Below are 18,153 nucleotides of genomic sequence, written 5' to 3'. Positions count from 1 at the left end.
AATGACCAGAAACGAATTTGCAGCGCTTCACCGGGCTGGCGATCCGCTGGTTCTGTTCAACATATGGGACGCAGGCAGCGCCGTCGCTGTCGCGCGCGCAGGCGCAAAGGCGGTCGCAACAGGCAGCCATTCGCTCGCGGGAGCGCAGGGGTATGACGACGGCGAACACATTCCGTTTTCGCGCCTGACCGAAACAGCCAGGCAGATTGCCGATGCGGTGGATTTGCCGGTCACGATCGACTTGGAAACGGGATATGCGACCAATCTTGCCGACCTTGCGCACAACGCCGATGCGCTCGCTCACGCAGGCGTGATCGGCTGCAATCTCGAAGATCGCCTGATCCGCGCTGGCGGTTTGCGCGCAATCGACGAACAGGCAGAACGCATCGCAGTGGTTAGCGGCGAAGGCCTGTTCGTAAACGCGCGCACTGACATATTTCTCGGGCCGTTGATGGAGGGCAAGGACCCGAACCACGTCGAGCTTGTCTATGCCGCGGTCGAGCGGGCCAACGCTTACCGTTCAGCAGGAGCGGGCAGTTTCTTCATTCCGGGATTGGGCGACCCCGACCTGATTGCTCAGGTTTGCGACAAGGTCGCGCTGCCCGTCAACGTGATGCGGCTGCCCGGCATGGTCGGCAATCACGAGCTCGCGGCTCTGGGTGTTTCACGGATCAGCTATGGCGGCGCGCCGTGGCGCGATGCGATGGCGAGCGTAGAGGCAGCTGCGCGCGAAAGCCTGCGATAGCCGAGGCGGCACCGTAAGCACCGCCGGCGCATCTGGCGCGATTGTTACTCGGGATCGTTGGTCGGTCGCGGCGGCAGGTCGAGTACGATGATGGTCCCGTGATCGGTTCCTCCGACCGACAGCTTCCCGCCGATGGAATCGACCAGAGAATTGACCATCGCTCCACCAAGACCGCGCCGCTCGCCTTCGCCTTGTGCGCGCATGGCCTTTCGTCTTTCTCTCAAAGACATGCTGCCGCGCGGCCAGTTCAACCCCTCCGGCAGGCCGACGCCGTCATCTTCGACCGTCAATCGCACCAGCCCGCCAGCCAGATTCTCAAGCCGCACCCGGATCATTCCGAGGTCGCGCCCGACAAAGGCGTGTTCGAGGCTATTGGTCAGAAATTCTGTCACGAGCAGTCCCAGCGTTGTCGCGACATTGACCGGAAGGGACACCTGATCGCAATCGACATTCATGCGGATCGCCTTGCGCCCGTCAATCGAGCCTAGCGCCGCCGCGACCCGGCTGATGTAAGCGCCTGCCGAAATCTGGTCGTCCGAAATCGTGGCAACGCCGCTGCCAGATAGCTCTTCGTACAACAGCGCAAGGCTTTGGACCCGGCTGGAGAGCGCAGCGAGCGCTTCTTTCGAGGCTTCGCTGCTTTCGTGCATCCGTATCAGGCCCACTATCATGGCGAGGTGGTTTTTGACCCGGTGCTGCAATTCGGACATGAGCACATCGTCCGATCCTGCGGGAAGCTCCTCTATCTGTCCCGTCAGGTCGCGCTGAATTCCGAGGAACGAGACGACCTCACCTTCGTCATTACGGATTGGAGAGATCAGCAGCCGGTTCATGAACATCGAACCATCGGCCCGGTAATTGGCCAGATCGACGGTAATGTCCTCACCGTTTTCGAGTGCCGCGCGGATCTTGGCGACCGTCTTTGGGTCGGTTTCTTCGCCCTGAAGGAAACGGCAGTTGCGTCCGACGGTCATTTCCTCGCTGTACCCGGTAACGGAGGTGAAGCGTTCGTTGATGTAAAGGATTGGCTGATCTTCGAGCGTCGCGCTCGCGAGGACCATGGAAAATGGCAGCTTGGCTATGGCTTCGCCCAGGCGGGCCTCTGACAACTCAGGTGGCATGTCCAAATTTCCTTACACTACAGGGCGTCTACCTAAACTTACATACGCTATTCTGTCTCCGATGGCGAGCGATACTGCGACTTATCTGTCAAGCTATTGGAATCTCAGCGCGTTCGTCGACCCAATCCGAAGACATACCTTGCGCGTTTGCCGCAGACCGGTGCCTCAGCCAGTTGCGATGAGCCAATGCGTCGTCGATCCGATCGCTTGGACAGGTCGCAGTGGCCAGAGGCGGATTGACGGCTGATCATGCCAAGCTCCCGCGCCTCAGCTGATCGAGACAAAGATGCACGCGGCATGTCTTGCAAAAAACTGAATTGAGCGGGCGGTACGCCGCGACTAACGCAAGAGCCAACAGGAGGTTTTTGATGCTCCAACGCTTACCTGCACCTCTCGCCGTTGTCCTCCCGACGGCCTTGGCCTTGCTCGCAATCTGGGGCGCACGCGCGCTTACGCACACCGCCTGGGCCGAAGCGAATGCCGGGTGGGCCGCCATCCTGTTCGCCTGGATCGTGACGGATGCGCTGATGCTGGCCGTCATCTGGAAAGCGCGCGATCACAAGCCAGAGGCGTTTCACATGCTCGCCGCTCTGGCACTGGCCAGCATCGTGGTGATCGCCGGTGCTGCGGGCCCGGTTCAGGCGGTTTATCTGGGTATGCCCCAGGTTCTGCTTGCCGCTGCGATGACGCTAGCGATTTTCCTTGGCTGGTCGGCCCTGCGCGTTGTGACGCAATGGCGCGCTTCCGGGTCGTTCATGACGGGGCTCGAACGGGTGCTCCCACCCGCGATGCTCCGTTTCGCTCAGGCAGAGACGCGTGTCCTTGTCCTTGGCCTCTTGCGCTGGGGAGCACCAGCCGACGTGCCAGCGGGCAGCCGCGGATTCATCTATCACACTTATCTGACCCCGATGATCGCCACCTTCCTCGTGCTCCAGGTAATCGAGATTTCTGTGGTGCATCTGCTCCTGATGTACTGGAGCCCGACGCTTGCATGGGTCTTGTTCGCCGTCAGCGTCTGGGGCATCATCTGGACCGTCGCTTTGCTCAAGAGTTTCCGCATCAATCCGGTGCTGGTGACGGGCGATGTGGTGCGTGTGCGCAGCGGCATGATCTACGATTTCGAGGTTCCGATCAGCCAGATCGCCGATGCAGCGACCGCGTTCACCAGCGAAGAGTTGCAGGACAAATCAGTCCTCAACCTTGCCCTGATGTCTGCGCCCAATGTGAGCCTGCGCTTTTCGCGCCCGATCGCCATTCCCACCGCGATCGGCGGCGAAAAGCATATTTCGGGCGTGGGTCTGCGGCTCGATGACAGCGCCGGCTTTCTCGAGGTGCTAAAGCGCTAACCGTTCTTGATCGTCAGCCCGCCATCGACCGGGATGACGGCGCCGGTGATAAAGCTCGCAGAGGGAAGCACCAACGACAAGGTCATGTGCGCCACCTCCTCAGGGTGACCGTAACGGCGCAAGGGGACGCGGCGCTTGGCGTAGATTTCCTTGTGCTCTTCGGGAATCCGATCGGTAATGCCGGTGCGGATCGGGCCGGGACAGATGCAGTTCACAGTGATCCCGTCGCGCCCAAGGTCCACCGCCATCCCGCGTGTGAGGCCAATCACGCCGTGTTTGGCCGCGACATAGGGCGAATTCGTCGGCGTCGCGCCCAATCCCTCGGTCGAAGCGATGTTGACAATGCGCGGATGATCGCTCTGGCGAAGATAGGGCATAGCTGCGCGGATGATGCGCTGGTGGGCGGTGAGCAGGCCGGCGATGCTCTTGTCCCAGTATTCGGGATATTCATCATCCTCGATCATCGCGTGAAGCGAGAAGCCTGCATTGTTGACGACGATGTCAAGACCGCCGAAATGCTCGCCGATTTCCGCCACCCGCGCTTCGATGGCATTGGCGTCCAGCACGTCCAGCGCTAGGGGCAGGGCGCTGCCGGGATAGCCAGCAGCGGCAATTTTCTTCGCCACCGCGTCGCATTTCGACTGGTCGAGATCGGTCACCGCAACATGTGCACCTTCCGAGGCGAACAGATGTGCAGTCGCGCGGCCCATGCCGCTGGCAGCGCCGGTGATGATCGCCTTGTGACCCGCGATCGAGCGGCTAAGGTGTTCGTAGGGTTTCATGTGGACCTTTCAGGGTGTGTGAACCAGCCTAGCGAAGCCGATCTTCATTTGCCATCGGTTGAGGAAGAGAGATGATAGATGCGCACGCTTGCCTATGTCCTTGGAGCGATTGTGGTTCTGGCCATTGGCCTGTTCGTCTGGGCGCTCTGGATGATCAAGGTGCCTGCTGTCGCCGTTAGTTCCTCTGACTTTGGACCTGAGCTCGAAGCATGGTTCGATGCCCGCCACGGGGGTCGGATTTCACAGTTCAACGGCGCGGCTCTGGTTATCCACGATGGCAAAGTCGTGGTTCGCAAGGCGTGGGGGCTGGACGGTGATGGCCGCGCGTTGACAGCGGACTCGCAGTTTCGCCTTGCCTCGGTCTCGAAGAGCTTCACCGCTGCCGCGATCCTGAAGCTCGCGCATGACGGCCTACTCGACCTCGACAAGCCGGTCGGCGATCAGATTGAAGACTGCCCCGTCAAGGCAACGCCCGCGCAATTTCTTCGCCATGTCTCCGGCGTTCCCGACGATTATTTCGAGCGCGCCAACCCGGATGAAATCACTACCATTGGTTGGGTGTTCGATCATGTCTGCTCAGGCTCACAAAGCTACGAAGCGCCGACCGAGTACCAGTACAATAACACCGGCTACGTGTTCCTCGCTGGACTTGTCAAGCGTGTTTCCGGGCAATCGTTTGAGAGCTATCTTAGACAGGAAGTCCTCGCGCCCTTGGGCATGGACAAGACTCGCGTGTGGAACCTGGTAAGCGCAGATGACTTTGCGAACCGCGCCACCAGCTTCAATGACGACGGCAAAATGGAGCCAACCAATCTCGACGGCGTAGCGGGCGATGGAGCGGTATTTTCTACACTCGATGATCTTGCAAACTGGGTGCGGTTCTGGCGCGATGACCGGCTGATTTCACGCGCGCTAAAGGATCGCGCTACTGGCAGAGGGATAGGCGATGGTTACCACTTCGGGCTCAATCGAAACGGTGATCTGATCTCGCATAACGGCGCCTGGCTGGGTGCTCGCACCTATCTTGGCTTCAAGGACGATGGAGCAGATGGCGACGTGGTAATTCTGCTCGACAACTCGTCCTCGATCTTTGTCGACGATATGGCCAGCGAGATCTGGACAGCGCTGGAGAAGGGTTGAGTGTCACCGCTCAATCGAGCTTTGGCGGAAAGCCCGGCTCGGCCTTGGCCATTGCGCGCTGATAGGCATCGCGCGCTCCGATGCGCTTCAGCCACGCCTTGAGGTTCGGCATGTGATCGACGCTCATGTCGTTGAAGGCGCGCGCCGTCGTCAGCGAGAAGCCGAGCATGATATCGGCCGTGGTAAAAGCTGAGCCGCCGAAATAGTCGGCTTCGCCCAGACGCTTTTCGATATGCGCCCAGGCGTTTGTCACGCGCTTCATCAGCGGCGGCGGCATTTCCGCGCCCACAGCGTTCACCGCAATGCTCATCATCGCATTGGTCATCAGCGTCGCGTTGGCGAAATGATACCAGTACAGGTGATCGGCAAAGTCCGGGTGATAGGGGCCGGGAACTAGATCCGTATCGGGAGCATACTTGCCCACGATGTAATCCATGATCGCGCCGCTTTCGCCCAGAACCAGATCACCGTCGGTGATGACCGGCGCAATCTCCATCGGGTGAATAGCCTTGAGCTCAGCCGGGGCAAGGCGCGTTTCGGGATCGCGGTTGTAGAGCTTCAGATCGTATTCGAGGCCCAATTCCTCAGCCAGCCAGACAATGCGTTCGGACTGCGAAATGCGCAGGTGGTGGATGGTCAGCATGGCGGTAAAATTCCCCTCAGGACGTGACGTTACTCGTTTCTTGCCCAGCTACTATCGGCAGGGGTCAACGTGTCGAGGAATTTCTGCGCGCTCTCAAGGTAATCGGATTTCTTCTCGTCATCCATTCGGTCCCAGTTCGAATAGATGCGCCCGACGCGGTGATTGCTTTCCAGCCGGTCGCGGTGGCGGTCCATGAAGTGCCAGTAGAGCGGGTTGAATGGGCACGCGCCGTCGCCCGTCTTCTTGCTGACGGAGTAGCTGCATTCCTTGCAGTAGTCGGACATCTTGTTGATGTAATTCCCGCTCGCCGCGTAGGGTTTGGTCGCGAGATTTCCGCCATCGGCGTAAAGGATCATCCCTGAAACGTTGGGCAACTCCACCCACTCATACGCATCGGCATAGACCGCGAGATACCAGTCCTGCACGTCGCGAGGATTGATCCCTGCAAGCAGGCAAAAATTGCCGAGCACCATCAGGCGTTGAATATGGTGCGCGTGCGCGTTTTCGTGGGTCGAGCGGATGCAGTCGGCAAGGCAGCGCATGTCGGTCTCGCCAGTCCAGAAGAAGTCTGGCAGAGCGCGCTGGGCGTTGAGCTTGTTGTCGCTCTCGAGGCCCGGCATGTGGAGCCAGTAAAAGCCCCGAATGTATTCGCGCCAGCCGATGATCTGGCGGATGAAACCTTCGACCGAATTGATCGGTGCGCGGCCGTCCTTGTAAGCCTGCTCGGCGCGTTTGCATAGGTCCACCGGGTCGAGCAGGCCAAGGTTGATGCTGGTCGAAAGCATCGAGTGGTACATGTCGTCCGACCCATGGACCATCGCGTCCTGAAAGGGTCCGAATTTCTCGATCCGCTCGGCGAAGAAGGCATCGACGGCCTTTTCCGCCTCGTCACGCGTGACGGGCCATTCAAATGTTTCGAGACTGCCGAAATGGTCGCCGAACTTTTCTTCGACAAGCGCCATGACTTCGCGCGTGATGTCGTCGGGCTCGAATTTCGGGACCGGCGGCGGGTCCATTTCGTCCTTGGGCGGTTCGCGGTTGTCCTTGTCGTAATTCCAGTCGCCGCCTTCCGGTTTGCCGTCTTCGGTCATCAACAGGCCGGTCTTTCGGCGCATATCGCGATAGAAATGCTCCATGGTGAGGTGCTTGCGATCATCGGCCCAGTCGCGGAATTCGGCGTGGGTCGCGATGAAACGGTCGTCGGGGAGAATTTCGACTTCGCAGGCGAATTTATCCGGCCATTCCTCGATAGCTTGCTGCACGCGCCATTCGCCCGCCTCGACCACGCGGATCTTTGCCGGATCGTGCCGCTCGACAGCGCGCGCGACTTCGCCGGTGAAGCTGCCCGCATTGTCCTCGTCGGTGAGCTTGACGTAGTCGACGCTCCAGCCCGCATCTTCCAGTTCGGTGGCAAAGTGGCGCATGGCGGAAAAGATGAGAGTGATCTTCTGCTTGTGATGCTTGACGTAGGTGGCCTCGTCCCAGACCTCCATCATCAAGATGACGGTGTCGTCCTTGGTCTGCCCGCGCAGAGAGGCAAGTGTACGGGTCAACTGATCGCCCAGGATGGGCACGAGAACGCAAGATTGGGAAGCCATGCCATAGCTACGCACGGGGCCGCGAATGGTTGCCGCGACCGACCGGTCCGCGCTCTGTTACACGAAACTGTAGGGATCGATGTCGATGCCGACGCGGACGCCGGGAGCAAAATCCTGCCTCCCGATCCAGTCGCGCAGCACCCCTTGCAAGTTCGCACTGCGCCGCGCGTTGATGAGGAAGCGATAGCGGTAGCGGTTTCTCAGCAGCGCAAGCGGGGCAGGGGCAGGGCCAAGGATCATCAGGTCGTCGAGATGCGGGCGCGTATCGCCCAGCCGCGCCGCCGCCTCGCGCGCTTCGCGGTCGTCTTCGGATGACAGGATTATCGAGGCCCAGCGACCAAAGGGCGGAGCGCCCGCATCGCGCCTTGCATCGGTTTCGGCCTCGTAAAAAGCATCACGGTCCCCGTTGGCGAGCGCGGCGATGACAGCGGCGTCCGGGTGCCGCGTCTGAATCAGCACTTCGCCCGGCTTTGCCCCGCGCCCGGCGCGCCCTGCGACCTGCGCCACTTGCTGATATGTGCGCTCGGCTGCGCGAAGGTCTCCTCCCTCAAGGCCAAGGTCAGCATCGACCACGCCGACGAGAGTGAGCTCGGGAAAGTGAAAGCCTTTTGTAACAAGCTGAGTGCCGACGATCACGTCGATCGCCTTGGCTTCGACCTTTTGAAGAAATTCCGCCGCGCGGGCTGGGGAGCCCAACGTGTCTGAAGTCGCGACCGCTACGCGCGCTTCGGGGAAAAGTTCGGCGACTTCATCGGCGATGCGCTCCACTCCGGGGCCACAAGCCACAAGGCAATCGCCTTCGCCGCATTCGGGGCATGTGTCGGGAGGGCGCGTTTCGAGACCGCAATGATGGCAGGCGAGCCGTGCGGAAAGCCGATGCTCGACCAGCCACGCGCTGCAATTGGGGCACTGAAACCGGTGCCCGCAATTGCGGCACAAGGTCAGAGGCGCGTAGCCCCTGCGGTTGAGAAACAGGAGCGATTGCTCGCCCGTTTCGAGCCGTGCCTCCAAAGCCTCCATCAGCGGTGCGGCCAGCCAGCGACCGCTTGCCGGTTTCTCTATCGTGAGATCGACAAGCTTTATCTCAGGCAATTGCGCGCCGCCGAACCGGCTGGGCAGTTCGAGTTTCGTATACGTCCCGGTGTTCGCCATATGCAGGCTTTCCAGAGCAGGCGTCGCACTGGCGAGCAACACCGGAATCTCCTCGAACCGCGCGCGCATAACCGACACGTCTCTGGCGTTGTAGCGAACACCGTCATCCTGCTTGAAACTGATCTCGTGCGCTTCGTCGACAACGATAAGGCCGAGGTCGGCGTAAGGCAGGAACAGGGCAGAGCGCGCGCCGACGATGACCTGCGCATCCCCCGTGCTGATCGCACGCCACGCGCGGCGACGTTCGGTCGACTTGAGCGAAGAGTGCCACTGAACGGGGGCGGCTCCAAAGCGGTCTTCGAACCGGGTAAGGAAGTTTTCGGTCAGGGCGATTTCGGGGAGGAGCACCAGCACCTGCCGCCCCATGCGCAAGGCCTCGGCGACAGGTTCGAAATAAGTCTCGGTCTTGCCCGAACCGGTTACGCCATCGAGCAGGAAGGGCTCGAACCTGCGCGCCTCGACCGCCTTCACGAGCTGCTTGGCCACCCGCCTCTGATCGTCGGACAGGGCCGGCTGGTGGTGGTCGGCGTTTGCCTGATCATAAGGCCGGTCGATGGAGACGGTGACCGGCTCGATCACACCCTGATTTACAAGGCCGCGAAGCACCCCTTCGGATACTTCTGCGATGGCTGACAGCTCGCGGATCGTGCCTTGCTCGCCCTCCAGCGCTTCGATTGCGGCGGCACGCTGCGGGGTCATACGTTCAGGCGTACCGCCCGACAGGCGATATTCGGTCGTGGTGGTCGGGCCGCCAAGCGCGCCTCCGCTTGAAAGAACCATGCGCGCGACGCTTGAAAGCGGGGCGCAGTAATAGTCGGCGGTCCATTCGATCAGGCGGCGCAGGGGTTCGGACAGCGGCGGAACGGGCACCACCTCTCGCAGCGCGCGAAGCTTCGATGCGTCGACCTCAGCCCCCGGCAAGCGACCTTCGTCCCACACAATGCCGGTCACCGTGCGCGGACCCAGCGGCGCAACGACCACGCTGCCCGGCTCGACATTCATGCCCTCTGCAAGCTTGTAGTCGAGCGCACCCAGGGCAGCATTCAAGACGAGGAGTCGGACGCGGTTCATCGGAACCGGAACATAGGCACAGTGGTTTGGAATAACTACGAGAGGATCGCAGATATGAACGCAAATGGCTCCAACGCAATCGGTACAAGGGCAATCAATCGTCGCAAGGTTCTGGGAGGTGGTCTTTCTGCAGCCGTACTCGTTGCCCTTCCAGCCTGCGCGACCACCGGATCGACGCTGAGCATGACCGAGGTGATCCGCCGACTGCTCTTGCGCGCGAGCGAGAATGCCTTCGCGCGTCTGACCGCTCCTGATGGCTACTGGGACGAACAGGTCGCGCGCATCGGTCTTGGCAGCCTGCTCGGCACGCGCGGCGATACCCTGACCCGGGTGCTGACTTCGACATTGTTCAAGGACCGGCTGGAAACGGTGTTCGCCGATATCGCGATAGAGGGGTCTTATGCAGCTGCGCCAATCGTGCGCGATGCGGTCGAAATCATCGGTCCTGCCGCAGCTTTTGAACTCGTACGCGGAGGCCCGCAGGCCGCAACCGAGGCGCTGCGCGGCGAATTGGGCGGGCGACTGATCGACGAAATGGTGCCCGAACTGGGCGATGCGATCCGCATTGCCAACGATCCGCTGGTGGCCGAGCTTTTGAACGCGGCAACCGGGACCGATATCGGCGGTATCGCCGGACGCCTTGCAGGCACAATCGACAGCGCGATCTGGAGCGAGATCGGACGCGAAGAGGCCGCTATCCGCGCAAACCCCGAAACGACACGCGATCCAGTTTTGATCGGTGTGTTTGGAGCAGCTGCGAGGATCTAGAAGCGCTTGGTCATATAAAGCTGCGGCACATGGTTGATCCGGTCCACCCGCTCCGGGCGCGGATCGTAAATCATCATGTAACTGACGCCCAGTGACAGGGTCTCGCTCATCTGCCGCGTAAGGATGGTCCGCGCGCGCCACTGATCTCGCGCGGTGTCGCTCATCCGGTCGCGTGTCTGCGCAAGATGAAAGAACTCGACGTCGATGCTCGCCCTCCATCCGGGGCCGAGCGGCTGAGTGTAGCGCACCATCTGCCTCACCCGCAGCTCCATCCGGTCAGCGCCATCGAAGAAGCGTTGCTCAATCCGGGTGCGGGCCGAAAAACGGCCTCTCGAAAGCGTCAATTGCTGGTGCGGGCGTAGCTCGGTATTGCCTCCCTCCGTTTCGAACACGCCGAAGCCTCCGCCCAGCGTGATGCCATCAGTGACCTGCTGGTCGATGTTGAGCCTGAGCGTTTGCTGTTCGTCGCCACGTGCCTGTTCGCGCCAGCGCGCCGAAGCATCGAGATTCCACGATGTGTCCTCGTCAAAGTCCCCGCGCGCGACCGCATACACCCATAATTGCACATCTTCTTCGGCAGCGAGGGCAACAGACGGTTGCCAAGCGCCCCATGCACAGGCAATCACGCTGGCAAATCGGCTGAGCCATTTCATCATCCGGATGAGGTAGTAGCCCGGCCTTCCAATTGCCACCCATCAAGCCCGACAGGGGCGAGGAGAACGCACGTGAAATTCTTCGTCGACACCGCCGAAATCGAACCGATCAAGGAACTGGCTGCAACAGGGCTGCTCGATGGGGTGACCACGAACCCCTCGCTGATCCACAAGTCCGGACGTGATTTCATGGAAGTGACCAAGGAAATCTGCGGCATCGTCGATGGCCCGGTCAGCGCCGAAGTGGTCGCGCTCGACCACGAAACGATGATGAAAGAAGCCGAAGTCCTGCGCAAGATCGCGGACAATGTCTGCATCAAGGTGCCGCTGACGGTCGACGGTCTGAAAACCTGCAAGGCACTTTCCGGCGACGGCACGATGGTCAACGTGACGCTGTGCTTTTCGGCCAACCAGGCTCTTCTCGCCGCAAAGGCCGGCGCGACCTTCATCTCGCCTTTCGTGGGGCGCCACGATGACAATGGCTTCGACGGGATGGACCTTATCCGCGATATCCGCCTGATCTACGACAACTACCTGTTCGACACCGAAATCCTCGTCGCATCGGTGCGCCATGCGACCCACATCCTTGAGAGCGCAAAGATCGGCGCTGACGTAATGACCGCGCCTCCGGGCGTCATCATGGGCCTGTTCAAGCACGTGCTGACCGACAAGGGTATCGAGGGTTTCCTCAAGGATTGGGAAGCGACCGGCCAAAGCATCGTTTGATCGCCCGAGACCCGATCCCTATCTGAAACATCCGAATGTCCGAAGAATCCCCTCTCGACCGCTTCAAACAGGCGCTGACCGGAGCCGCGCGCGCGATCTCGCGTGACGGTGAGGTCGAGGTTGCGTGGAGCGCTGACGTGCCCGGTGCGAGCGGGAGTCGCTTTCGAGTGCCGTTACCCGGACGCGACCTGCCAGCCGATCAGGTCACCGAAGCGCGCGGGTTTGCGGACAGTTTTGCGCTCAAATTGCGTCACCACGATGCGGGGCTCCACGCAATGGGTGCGCCGCCCGAGCCGGTGGCGCGTGCGTGCTATGACGCGATCGAGCAGGTCCGTTACGAGGCGCTGGGCGCAAACCGGTTTGGCGGGATTAAGTCCAACCTTGATTCGGCCACCGAGATGCGCACTGCGAGCGACCCGATTGCCCGCGCGCAAAACGCCTCCGAAGTGCCGCTGCAAACCGCGCTCTCGCTGATGCTGCGCGAAGAATTGACAGGCGAAACCATCCCCGAGCGCGCTCGGGCAGGCGTAGGTCTGGTTCGCGAGTTTATCGAAGAGACGGTGGGTGACGATTTCGCCTCGCTGGCCGAAAAGCTCAGCGATCAGGAAGCCTTCCAGAAACTCACGCTCGACCTGCTGCGCGACCTCGACCTCACCCGCCCGACGGAAGCGCCCGAAGACACCGAAAACGACGACAGCGATGAGGATGAGGGCGAGGACGACGACCAGACCGGCGACGAACAGAACGAAGGCGACGCCGATCCGCAAAGCGCCGAGATGGCTGGCGAAATGGCCGAGGGCGACTCCGATGGCGAAGCGGACAGCGAAATGTCCGCCGATGACGAGATGCAGGAGGGTGAGCCGGGAGAAGAGGGCGATGCCTCTAACGCGCCTGTCCGCCCGAATCGCCCGCAGGCCGACATTCCCGATGGCCTCGATTACAAGGCCTTCACAACGCGCTTCGACGAGGAAATCGACGCCCCTGAACTGTGCGATGCCGATGAACTGGACCGGCTGCGCGCTTATCTCGACAGCCAACTGACCGGGCTTCAGGGTGTGGTCACGCGCCTCGCCAACCGGTTGCAGCGCCGCCTGATGGCGCAGCAGAACCGCAGCTGGGATTTCGATCAGGAAGAAGGCGTTCTGGATGCAGCGCGCCTGTCTCGCGTGGTCGTCTCGCCCGGCACGGCGCTGTCTTACAAGGTCGAGCGCGATATTGACTTCAAGGACACGATCGTCACGCTGCTGATCGACAATTCGGGTTCGATGCGCGGCCGACCGATCAGCATTGCCGCGATCAGCGCCGATATCCTTGCACGCACGCTGGAGCGGTGCGGGGTGAAGACCGAGATCCTCGGCTTCACCACCCGCGCGTGGAAGGGTGGGCAGGCGCGCGAGGCGTGGCTTGCCGATGGCAAACCGCAGGGGCCGGGGCGTTTGAACGATTTGCGCCACATCATCTACAAACAGGCCGACGAACCCTGGCGCCGCGCGCGCCGCAATCTCGGCCTGATGATGCGCGAGGGGCTGCTGAAGGAAAATATCGACGGTGAGGCGCTGCTATGGGCGCATTCCCGCCTGATCTACCGCCCTGAAGAACGCCGCATCCTGATGGTGATTTCCGACGGCGCGCCGGTGGATGATTCGACTTTGAGCGTGAACTCGGCAGGCTATCTCGAAGCGCATTTGCGCGGGGTGATCGACTGGATCGAAAAGGTCTCACCCGTGCAACTGGTCGCCATCGGCATCGGCCACGATGTGACGCGCTATTACCGGCGCGCGGTAACGATTATGGATGTCGAACAGCTCGGCGGCACGATCATGGAGCAGCTTGCGGAACTGTTCGAGGATGAGAAGGGTGTGAAGCGGGGGCGGCGGTGAGCATCTGCGATCACGACGAAGTAGTGGAGTATTTGCATCTTCCATCCGGTTCGCCGTTGCCTGAAACAACCCCAACATCTCGCCGCGTCATCGTAATTGTAGAGCAGCCTGTAACCAACGATTGGCAAGAGGCAGTTAGCGCTTGGATCGTGGAGAGCGGATGTCTTTATATGATGGCGTGGGGCCATGACTGCAGCTCTTGGGACGACAGCGTCGACCACGCGCTGCGGGAAAAGTTCAACAACCAAGGGGTGCCCGACGAGAGTTTTGTCATGACAACGTGGCATGAAAATGAGCCGCTCCATGAAGTCTTCTTTTACGCTCGAATGTGTGCATTTCACCCGACAATTCCGCTTCCGATCCTTACGATTCTAGACATCCGGCAAGCGGCCCGAAAATCGGCAATTCTAGCTTTGCATGAGGCCGAAGGCGCTGGATTGCTTGAAGACGCTTTTGAAGACCCAAGGCAACTGCCTTTGAAAGATCGGATCAAAATTCTGATGAGGACCAAATGAACGTAACCGAAGCCGTCACCAGCCGCCGCTCGATCCGTGAGTTTTTCGACAAGCCGGTCGAACTCGACACGATCCGCCGCGTCATGGACAAGGCTCGCTGGGCGGCTTCGGGGTGCAATTACCAGCCGTGGGAAGCCACCATCGTCACGGGTGAGCCGCTCAAGGAGCTTCAGGCCAAGATCACCTCCACGCCGATGCAGGAGCTCGAATACGATTGGGATGCGCCCAAGCAGGAGGAGGCTTACAAGGAGCGCCTTCACGGCATTTCCAAGGGCATGTTCGACGCGCTCGGCATTGCGCGTGACGACGGCGCGGCGCGCATGGCGGCGATGGGGCGCAACACCACCAGCTTCGATGCGCCGGCGGTCATGTTCGTCTATTTCCCGCGCTTCATGAAAGCGCCGCAATGGTCGGACACCGGCATGTGGCTGCAAACGGTGGCTTTGCTGCTGCGCGAGGAAGGGCTCGACAGCTGCTACCAGGAATTCATGGCTTTCTACGCCAACGTCATCCGCGATTTTCTAGGCCTCGATCACGAACGCTACATGTTCTTCTGCGGCATGGCGATCGGCTACCGCGACCCGGACGCGCCGGTGAACAATTTCGAGCGCGAACGCGTGCCGCTGGATGAGCAGGTGAAGTTCCTCGGCTTTGACTGAGCGCGGATTAATCGTGCCCGCGCTGGTCCTCTGACACCTGCCGCACGATGTCGGGATCATCCCAGATCATCACGCCCATGGTGATAAACCACGCCAGCATTCCGCCAGCGAGCATCCGCTCGTATGCACCGTCATATCCGGTCGGGACGAAGAAGAAGAGCGGGCCGAGCACCGCCCACGCAACCCCGCCGATATAGAGCGAGAGGCCGAGGCCCTTGCTGATCTCCCAGAATTGCCCGGCGGTCAGCAACACGGTGAGCGGGAAAGCGACGCCCAGCACATAAACCAGCCGGTAATGGATCACGGGGCCTTCGTCGGTTGTGTATGCCTCGTACCCCGCGATCAGCACCACGCAGACCGCGACCACGACCAGCAGCCACGATCCGATCTTCCAGTCTAGCCGATCTATCCTCCACCGCAGCAGCCCCGCGGTGGTCGCCAGCACTGAAACCACGAACGCGTAAATCCCGATATCGGCAAGTTCGTCAGCCGGAGTGCCTTCGGCCTTGGAGGCGGCAAGGTTGCTGATCGTGTTCTGGATCATTCCGACCCGGTCTGAAATCCCGACCCCGATAAAGTCCATCACCACTGAGATCACGCAGCCGGCAATGGCGATCCCCCCAAGCACTCTCGATGTCGTATCGGTCCCGGAATCTTTACTGATCGCTGCCTCCTGTTGCACTGGATGGCGGTTTGTCGCATGGGCGCTCGCATGGCCCAAACACCGCTCAAACTGTTCAACTCACTCAACAGGCAGATCGAGGAATTCGTTCCAATTCACGAGGGCGTTCCCGGTGATCCGGCGAGGCCGCCGGAGGCGCGCGTCTACACTTGCGGGCCGACGGTCTACAACTACCAGCATATCGGCAACATGCGCGCTTACGTGTTCGCCGATACGCTTGGCCGAACGCTGAAGTTCAAAGGCTACAAGCTCACCCACGTCATCAACATAACCGATGTCGGGCACCTGACGTCTGACGCCGATGAGGGCGAGGACAAGATGGAAAAGATGGCGGCGAGCCAGGGCAAGAGCGCCTGGGATATTGCGCGCTTTTATCAGGAAGATTTTGAGCGCGATCTGGCGCGGCTGAACGTTCAGAAGAAACAGCACCCGCGCGCGACCGAATATGTCGAAGAAATGATCGCGTGGGGCAAGCGCGTGGCGGACAAGCACTGCTATGAGCTTGAGAGCGGGCTCTATTTCGACGTCTCGACGGTCGCGGATTACGGCAAGCTGGCCCGCGCCGTCACCGAAGAGGGTGAAGGGCGGATAGAGCGGCTGGAGGGCAAGCGCAACGCGGCCGACTTCGCGATCTGGCGCAAGACGCCGGAGGGCGAGACGCGGCAGATGGAATGGGACAGCCCATGGGGCAAGGGCGCTCCCGGATGGCACCTTGAATGCTCGGTTATGGGTGAGGCGCTGCTCGGCTTCCCCTTCGACATTCACACCGGCGGGATCGACCACCGCGAAATCCACCACCCCAACGAGATCGCACAGAACCAGGCCTATTGCTGCTCGGGCGGGCTTTCCGATGCAACCAATTCGGGCGCGCGCATCTGGATGCACAACAACTTCCTGGTCGAGCGTTCGGGCAAAATGTCGAAGTCGTCGGGCGAGTTCCTGCGGCTGCAATTGCTGGTCGACAAGGGCTTCCATCCGCTCGCCTATCGGATAATGTGCCTGCAAGCGCATTATCGCAGCGAGCTCGAGTTCAGCTGGGAAGGGCTGGAAGCCGCGCTTACGCGGCTGAAGCGGATGGTGATGGCGGTGGAGCGCCTTGCCGACGCGCCGACGCAGCCGGTTGCCGAACACCCCAAATTTGCTGATACCCTTGCCAAGTTCGATGAAGCGATGTCGGACGATCTTAACACTGCAATTGCTCTGACTGCGCTTGAAGATGCGCTTGCGACAAAGAAGGTCGACGCAGGTATCAAGCGCGCAGTGGTCGAGCATATCGACGCGGTGCTCGGCCTCAATCTCTTCAACCTCTCCCGTGCAGACTTGCGCATCCGTCCAGCCTCAGCAGAGATCACCGAAGAAGAGATCGAAGACGCGCTCGCCCGCCGCAAGGCCGCGCGCGCTGAGAAGGACTTCGCAACCTCCGACGCGATCCGCGATGAACTCACGGCCAAGGGCGTGGAGGTGATGGACGGCGACGCGCTCGGCTGGGACTGGAAGCTTTCCTGACTTCCCGTCACACCGGACTTGATCCGGGGTCCCGCTGCCTTCTACGACTCCGCGAAAAGAAGCGGGACCCCGGATCAGCTCCGGGGTGACGAAAGGAATTTCATGACCACGCTCGCAATATCCGGCCTCATCCGTCCGCTGCTCGAACCGCAACTGCCCGCAGACCTCGATGTCCGCTGGTTCATGACCGCCGAGGAAGCCATCGACGCGGTGAAGGGTGCGGAGATCGGCTGGTTCGACATGAACGACAAGGAGGCGATGGCGAAGGCGCTGCATGCGGCCACGGAGCTCAAATGGCTGAACTCGATCTATGCGGGCCTCGATTTCCTGCCGATGGACGTGCTGATCGAGCGCGATATCACCGTCACGAACGGCGTCGGGATCAACGCGATCACCATTGCCGAATATGTCGTGATGGGCATGCTAAACATCGCCAAAGGATACCGCGACGTCATGCGCGCGGCTGAACGGCGCGAATGGCTGCTCGATTCGCCGGGCAAGCGCGAACTCGCCGGCTCGAAGGCCCTGCTGCTTGGCTACGGGGCAATCGGAAAGCTCATCAAGCCAAGGCTCGAAGCCTTCGATGTGGACGTGACCGTGGTGCGCCGATCAGGCGGAGAGGGCGTGCTGACGCCTGACGAATGGCGCGGGAGACTGGGCGATTTCGACTGGGTCATCCTCGCCGTGCCTTCCACCCCTGAGACCGAGAACATGATCGGTGCGGACGAGCTTGCGGCGATGAAGTCCCATGCAGTGCTCGTCAACATCGCGCGCGGCGAAGTGGTCGATCAGCCAGCGCTCGTCGAGGCGCTTCGCAGTAGGGCCATTGGCGGCGCGTTCCTCGATGTGACCACGCCCGAACCTTTGCCCGAAGACCACGAGCTGTGGGCGCTCGACAATGCACATATCTCGATGCACTTGTCGGGCCGGGCGCAGGACAAGATGTTCATTCGCTCCGCCACTCGCTTCCTCGAAAACTTGCAGAATTACCTGGCCGGAAAGCCCGTCGCGCCGATCTTCGATCCGCATCTGGGCTACTGATTTGGCCTGCTAATTTTCCGGCAATTTTCGCTTCGCCCTTGGATTCTGGCGGAATCCTGCAATACATGGCTGTGACGTCCAGCCATCACGGCCCGGACACATTCGACACGTACCGCAAGGACATT

17 protein-coding genes are annotated in these 18,153 nt (G+C 61.0%); 10 read left to right on the top strand and 7 right to left on the bottom strand.

The features are described from left to right. Position 1 precedes the first annotated feature (1 nt). Complete coding sequence (locus CD351_RS12620; RefSeq protein ID WP_111992962.1) at positions 2 to 745, top strand: isocitrate lyase/phosphoenolpyruvate mutase family protein; 744 nt, start codon at positions 2 to 4, stop codon at positions 743 to 745. A gap of 44 nt (positions 746 to 789) precedes the next feature. Here CD351_RS12620 and CD351_RS12615 read toward each other — a convergent pair whose 3' ends face one another. Beyond that, positions 790 to 1,866, bottom strand: coding sequence for a PAS domain-containing protein (locus CD351_RS12615; RefSeq protein WP_111992961.1), 1,077 nt, complete (start codon positions 1,864 to 1,866; stop codon positions 790 to 792). A 368-nt stretch (positions 1,867 to 2,234) separates the two neighbouring features. Here CD351_RS12615 and CD351_RS12610 point away from each other — a divergent pair, with 368 nt between their 5' ends. Next, positions 2,235 to 3,212 (top strand): hypothetical protein, encoded by a 978-nt coding sequence (locus CD351_RS12610; RefSeq protein WP_162627718.1) that lies wholly within the window; start codon positions 2,235 to 2,237, stop codon positions 3,210 to 3,212. Here CD351_RS12610 and CD351_RS12605 read toward each other — a convergent pair. Beyond that, positions 3,209 to 3,994, bottom strand: coding sequence for an SDR family NAD(P)-dependent oxidoreductase (locus CD351_RS12605; protein WP_111992959.1), 786 nt, complete (start codon positions 3,992 to 3,994; stop codon positions 3,209 to 3,211). The genes CD351_RS12610 and CD351_RS12605 overlap by 4 nt on opposite strands. A gap of 78 nt (positions 3,995 to 4,072) precedes the next feature. On the opposite strand from CD351_RS12605, the gene CD351_RS12600 reads away from it, so the two are divergent. After that, entirely contained in the window at positions 4,073 to 5,134 is a 1,062-nt protein-coding gene (locus CD351_RS12600) for a serine hydrolase (protein ID WP_111992958.1), read from the top strand. A 10-nt stretch (positions 5,135 to 5,144) separates the two neighbouring features. On the opposite strand, the gene CD351_RS12595 is transcribed toward CD351_RS12600, so the two are convergent. The 3 genes from CD351_RS12595 to CD351_RS12585 are packed head-to-tail and all read right to left on the bottom strand — an operon-like array spanning position 5,145 to position 9,598. Beyond that, positions 5,145 to 5,777, bottom strand: a complete 633-nt coding sequence (locus CD351_RS12595) for a glutathione S-transferase family protein (RefSeq protein WP_111992957.1) — start codon at positions 5,775 to 5,777, stop codon at positions 5,145 to 5,147. A 29-nt stretch (positions 5,778 to 5,806) separates the two neighbouring features. Then, complete coding sequence (locus CD351_RS12590) at positions 5,807 to 7,375, bottom strand: cryptochrome/photolyase family protein (protein ID WP_111992956.1); 1,569 nt, start codon at positions 7,373 to 7,375, stop codon at positions 5,807 to 5,809. Positions 7,376 to 7,432: 57 nt separating this feature from the next. Further along, on the bottom strand, positions 7,433 to 9,598 hold the full coding sequence (locus CD351_RS12585; RefSeq protein WP_111992955.1) for a primosomal protein N': 2,166 nt from the start codon (positions 9,596 to 9,598) through the stop codon (positions 7,433 to 7,435). Positions 9,599 to 9,652: 54 nt separating this feature from the next. On the opposite strand from CD351_RS12585, the gene CD351_RS12580 reads away from it, so the two are divergent. Further along, on the top strand, positions 9,653 to 10,366 hold the full coding sequence (locus CD351_RS12580; RefSeq protein WP_111992954.1) for a DUF4197 domain-containing protein: 714 nt from the start codon (positions 9,653 to 9,655) through the stop codon (positions 10,364 to 10,366). Here the strand turns inward: CD351_RS12580 and CD351_RS12575 are convergent. Further along, the gene (locus CD351_RS12575) at positions 10,363 to 11,058 is read right to left on the bottom strand and encodes a DUF2490 domain-containing protein (RefSeq protein WP_162627717.1); all 696 of its coding nucleotides are present in this window, start codon (positions 11,056 to 11,058) and stop codon (positions 10,363 to 10,365) included. The genes CD351_RS12580 and CD351_RS12575 overlap by 4 nt on opposite strands. Before the next feature lie 33 nt (positions 11,059 to 11,091). Here CD351_RS12575 and fsa point away from each other — a divergent pair, with 33 nt between their 5' ends. The 4 genes from fsa to CD351_RS12555 are packed head-to-tail and all read left to right on the top strand — an operon-like array spanning position 11,092 to position 14,799. Further along, positions 11,092 to 11,745, top strand: coding sequence for a fructose-6-phosphate aldolase (fsa, locus tag CD351_RS12570; RefSeq protein WP_111992952.1), 654 nt, complete (start codon positions 11,092 to 11,094; stop codon positions 11,743 to 11,745). A gap of 35 nt (positions 11,746 to 11,780) precedes the next feature. Further along, positions 11,781 to 13,625 carry a cobaltochelatase subunit CobT gene (gene cobT, locus CD351_RS12565; RefSeq protein ID WP_111992951.1) on the top strand — a complete coding sequence of 615 codons (1,845 nt, stop codon included), beginning with the start codon at positions 11,781 to 11,783 and terminating at the stop codon, positions 13,623 to 13,625. After that, positions 13,622 to 14,140: a hypothetical protein gene (locus CD351_RS12560; protein WP_162627716.1), complete on the top strand. Its 519-nt coding sequence runs from the start codon at positions 13,622 to 13,624 to the stop codon at positions 14,138 to 14,140. The genes cobT and CD351_RS12560 overlap by 4 nt, the downstream gene beginning before the upstream one ends. Continuing rightward, entirely contained in the window at positions 14,137 to 14,799 is a 663-nt protein-coding gene (locus CD351_RS12555) for a nitroreductase family protein (protein ID WP_111992949.1), read from the top strand. Before CD351_RS12560 ends, CD351_RS12555 begins: the two co-directional genes overlap by 4 nt. Positions 14,800 to 14,806: 7 nt before the next feature. On the opposite strand, the gene CD351_RS12550 is transcribed toward CD351_RS12555, so the two are convergent. Beyond that, entirely contained in the window at positions 14,807 to 15,481 is a 675-nt protein-coding gene (locus tag CD351_RS12550) for a DUF998 domain-containing protein (protein ID WP_111992948.1), read from the bottom strand. A 30-nt stretch (positions 15,482 to 15,511) separates the two neighbouring features. Between CD351_RS12550 and cysS the strand changes: the two genes are divergently transcribed. Next, the gene (cysS, locus tag CD351_RS12545; RefSeq protein WP_111993749.1) at positions 15,512 to 16,987 is read left to right on the top strand and encodes a cysteine--tRNA ligase; all 1,476 of its coding nucleotides are present in this window, start codon (positions 15,512 to 15,514) and stop codon (positions 16,985 to 16,987) included. A 102-nt stretch (positions 16,988 to 17,089) separates the two neighbouring features. Next, the gene (locus tag CD351_RS12540) at positions 17,090 to 18,028 is read left to right on the top strand and encodes a D-2-hydroxyacid dehydrogenase (protein ID WP_111992947.1); all 939 of its coding nucleotides are present in this window, start codon (positions 17,090 to 17,092) and stop codon (positions 18,026 to 18,028) included. The last annotated feature ends 125 nt before the right edge of the window (positions 18,029 to 18,153 follow it).

Origin of the sequence: Erythrobacter sp. KY5 (genome assembly GCF_003264115.1) — a bacterium.
Taxonomy (GTDB): Bacteria; Pseudomonadota; Alphaproteobacteria; order Sphingomonadales; family Sphingomonadaceae; genus Erythrobacter.
The sequence above is the reverse complement of the archived record's forward strand: the minus strand, read 5'-3'. Positions and strand labels throughout refer to the sequence as shown.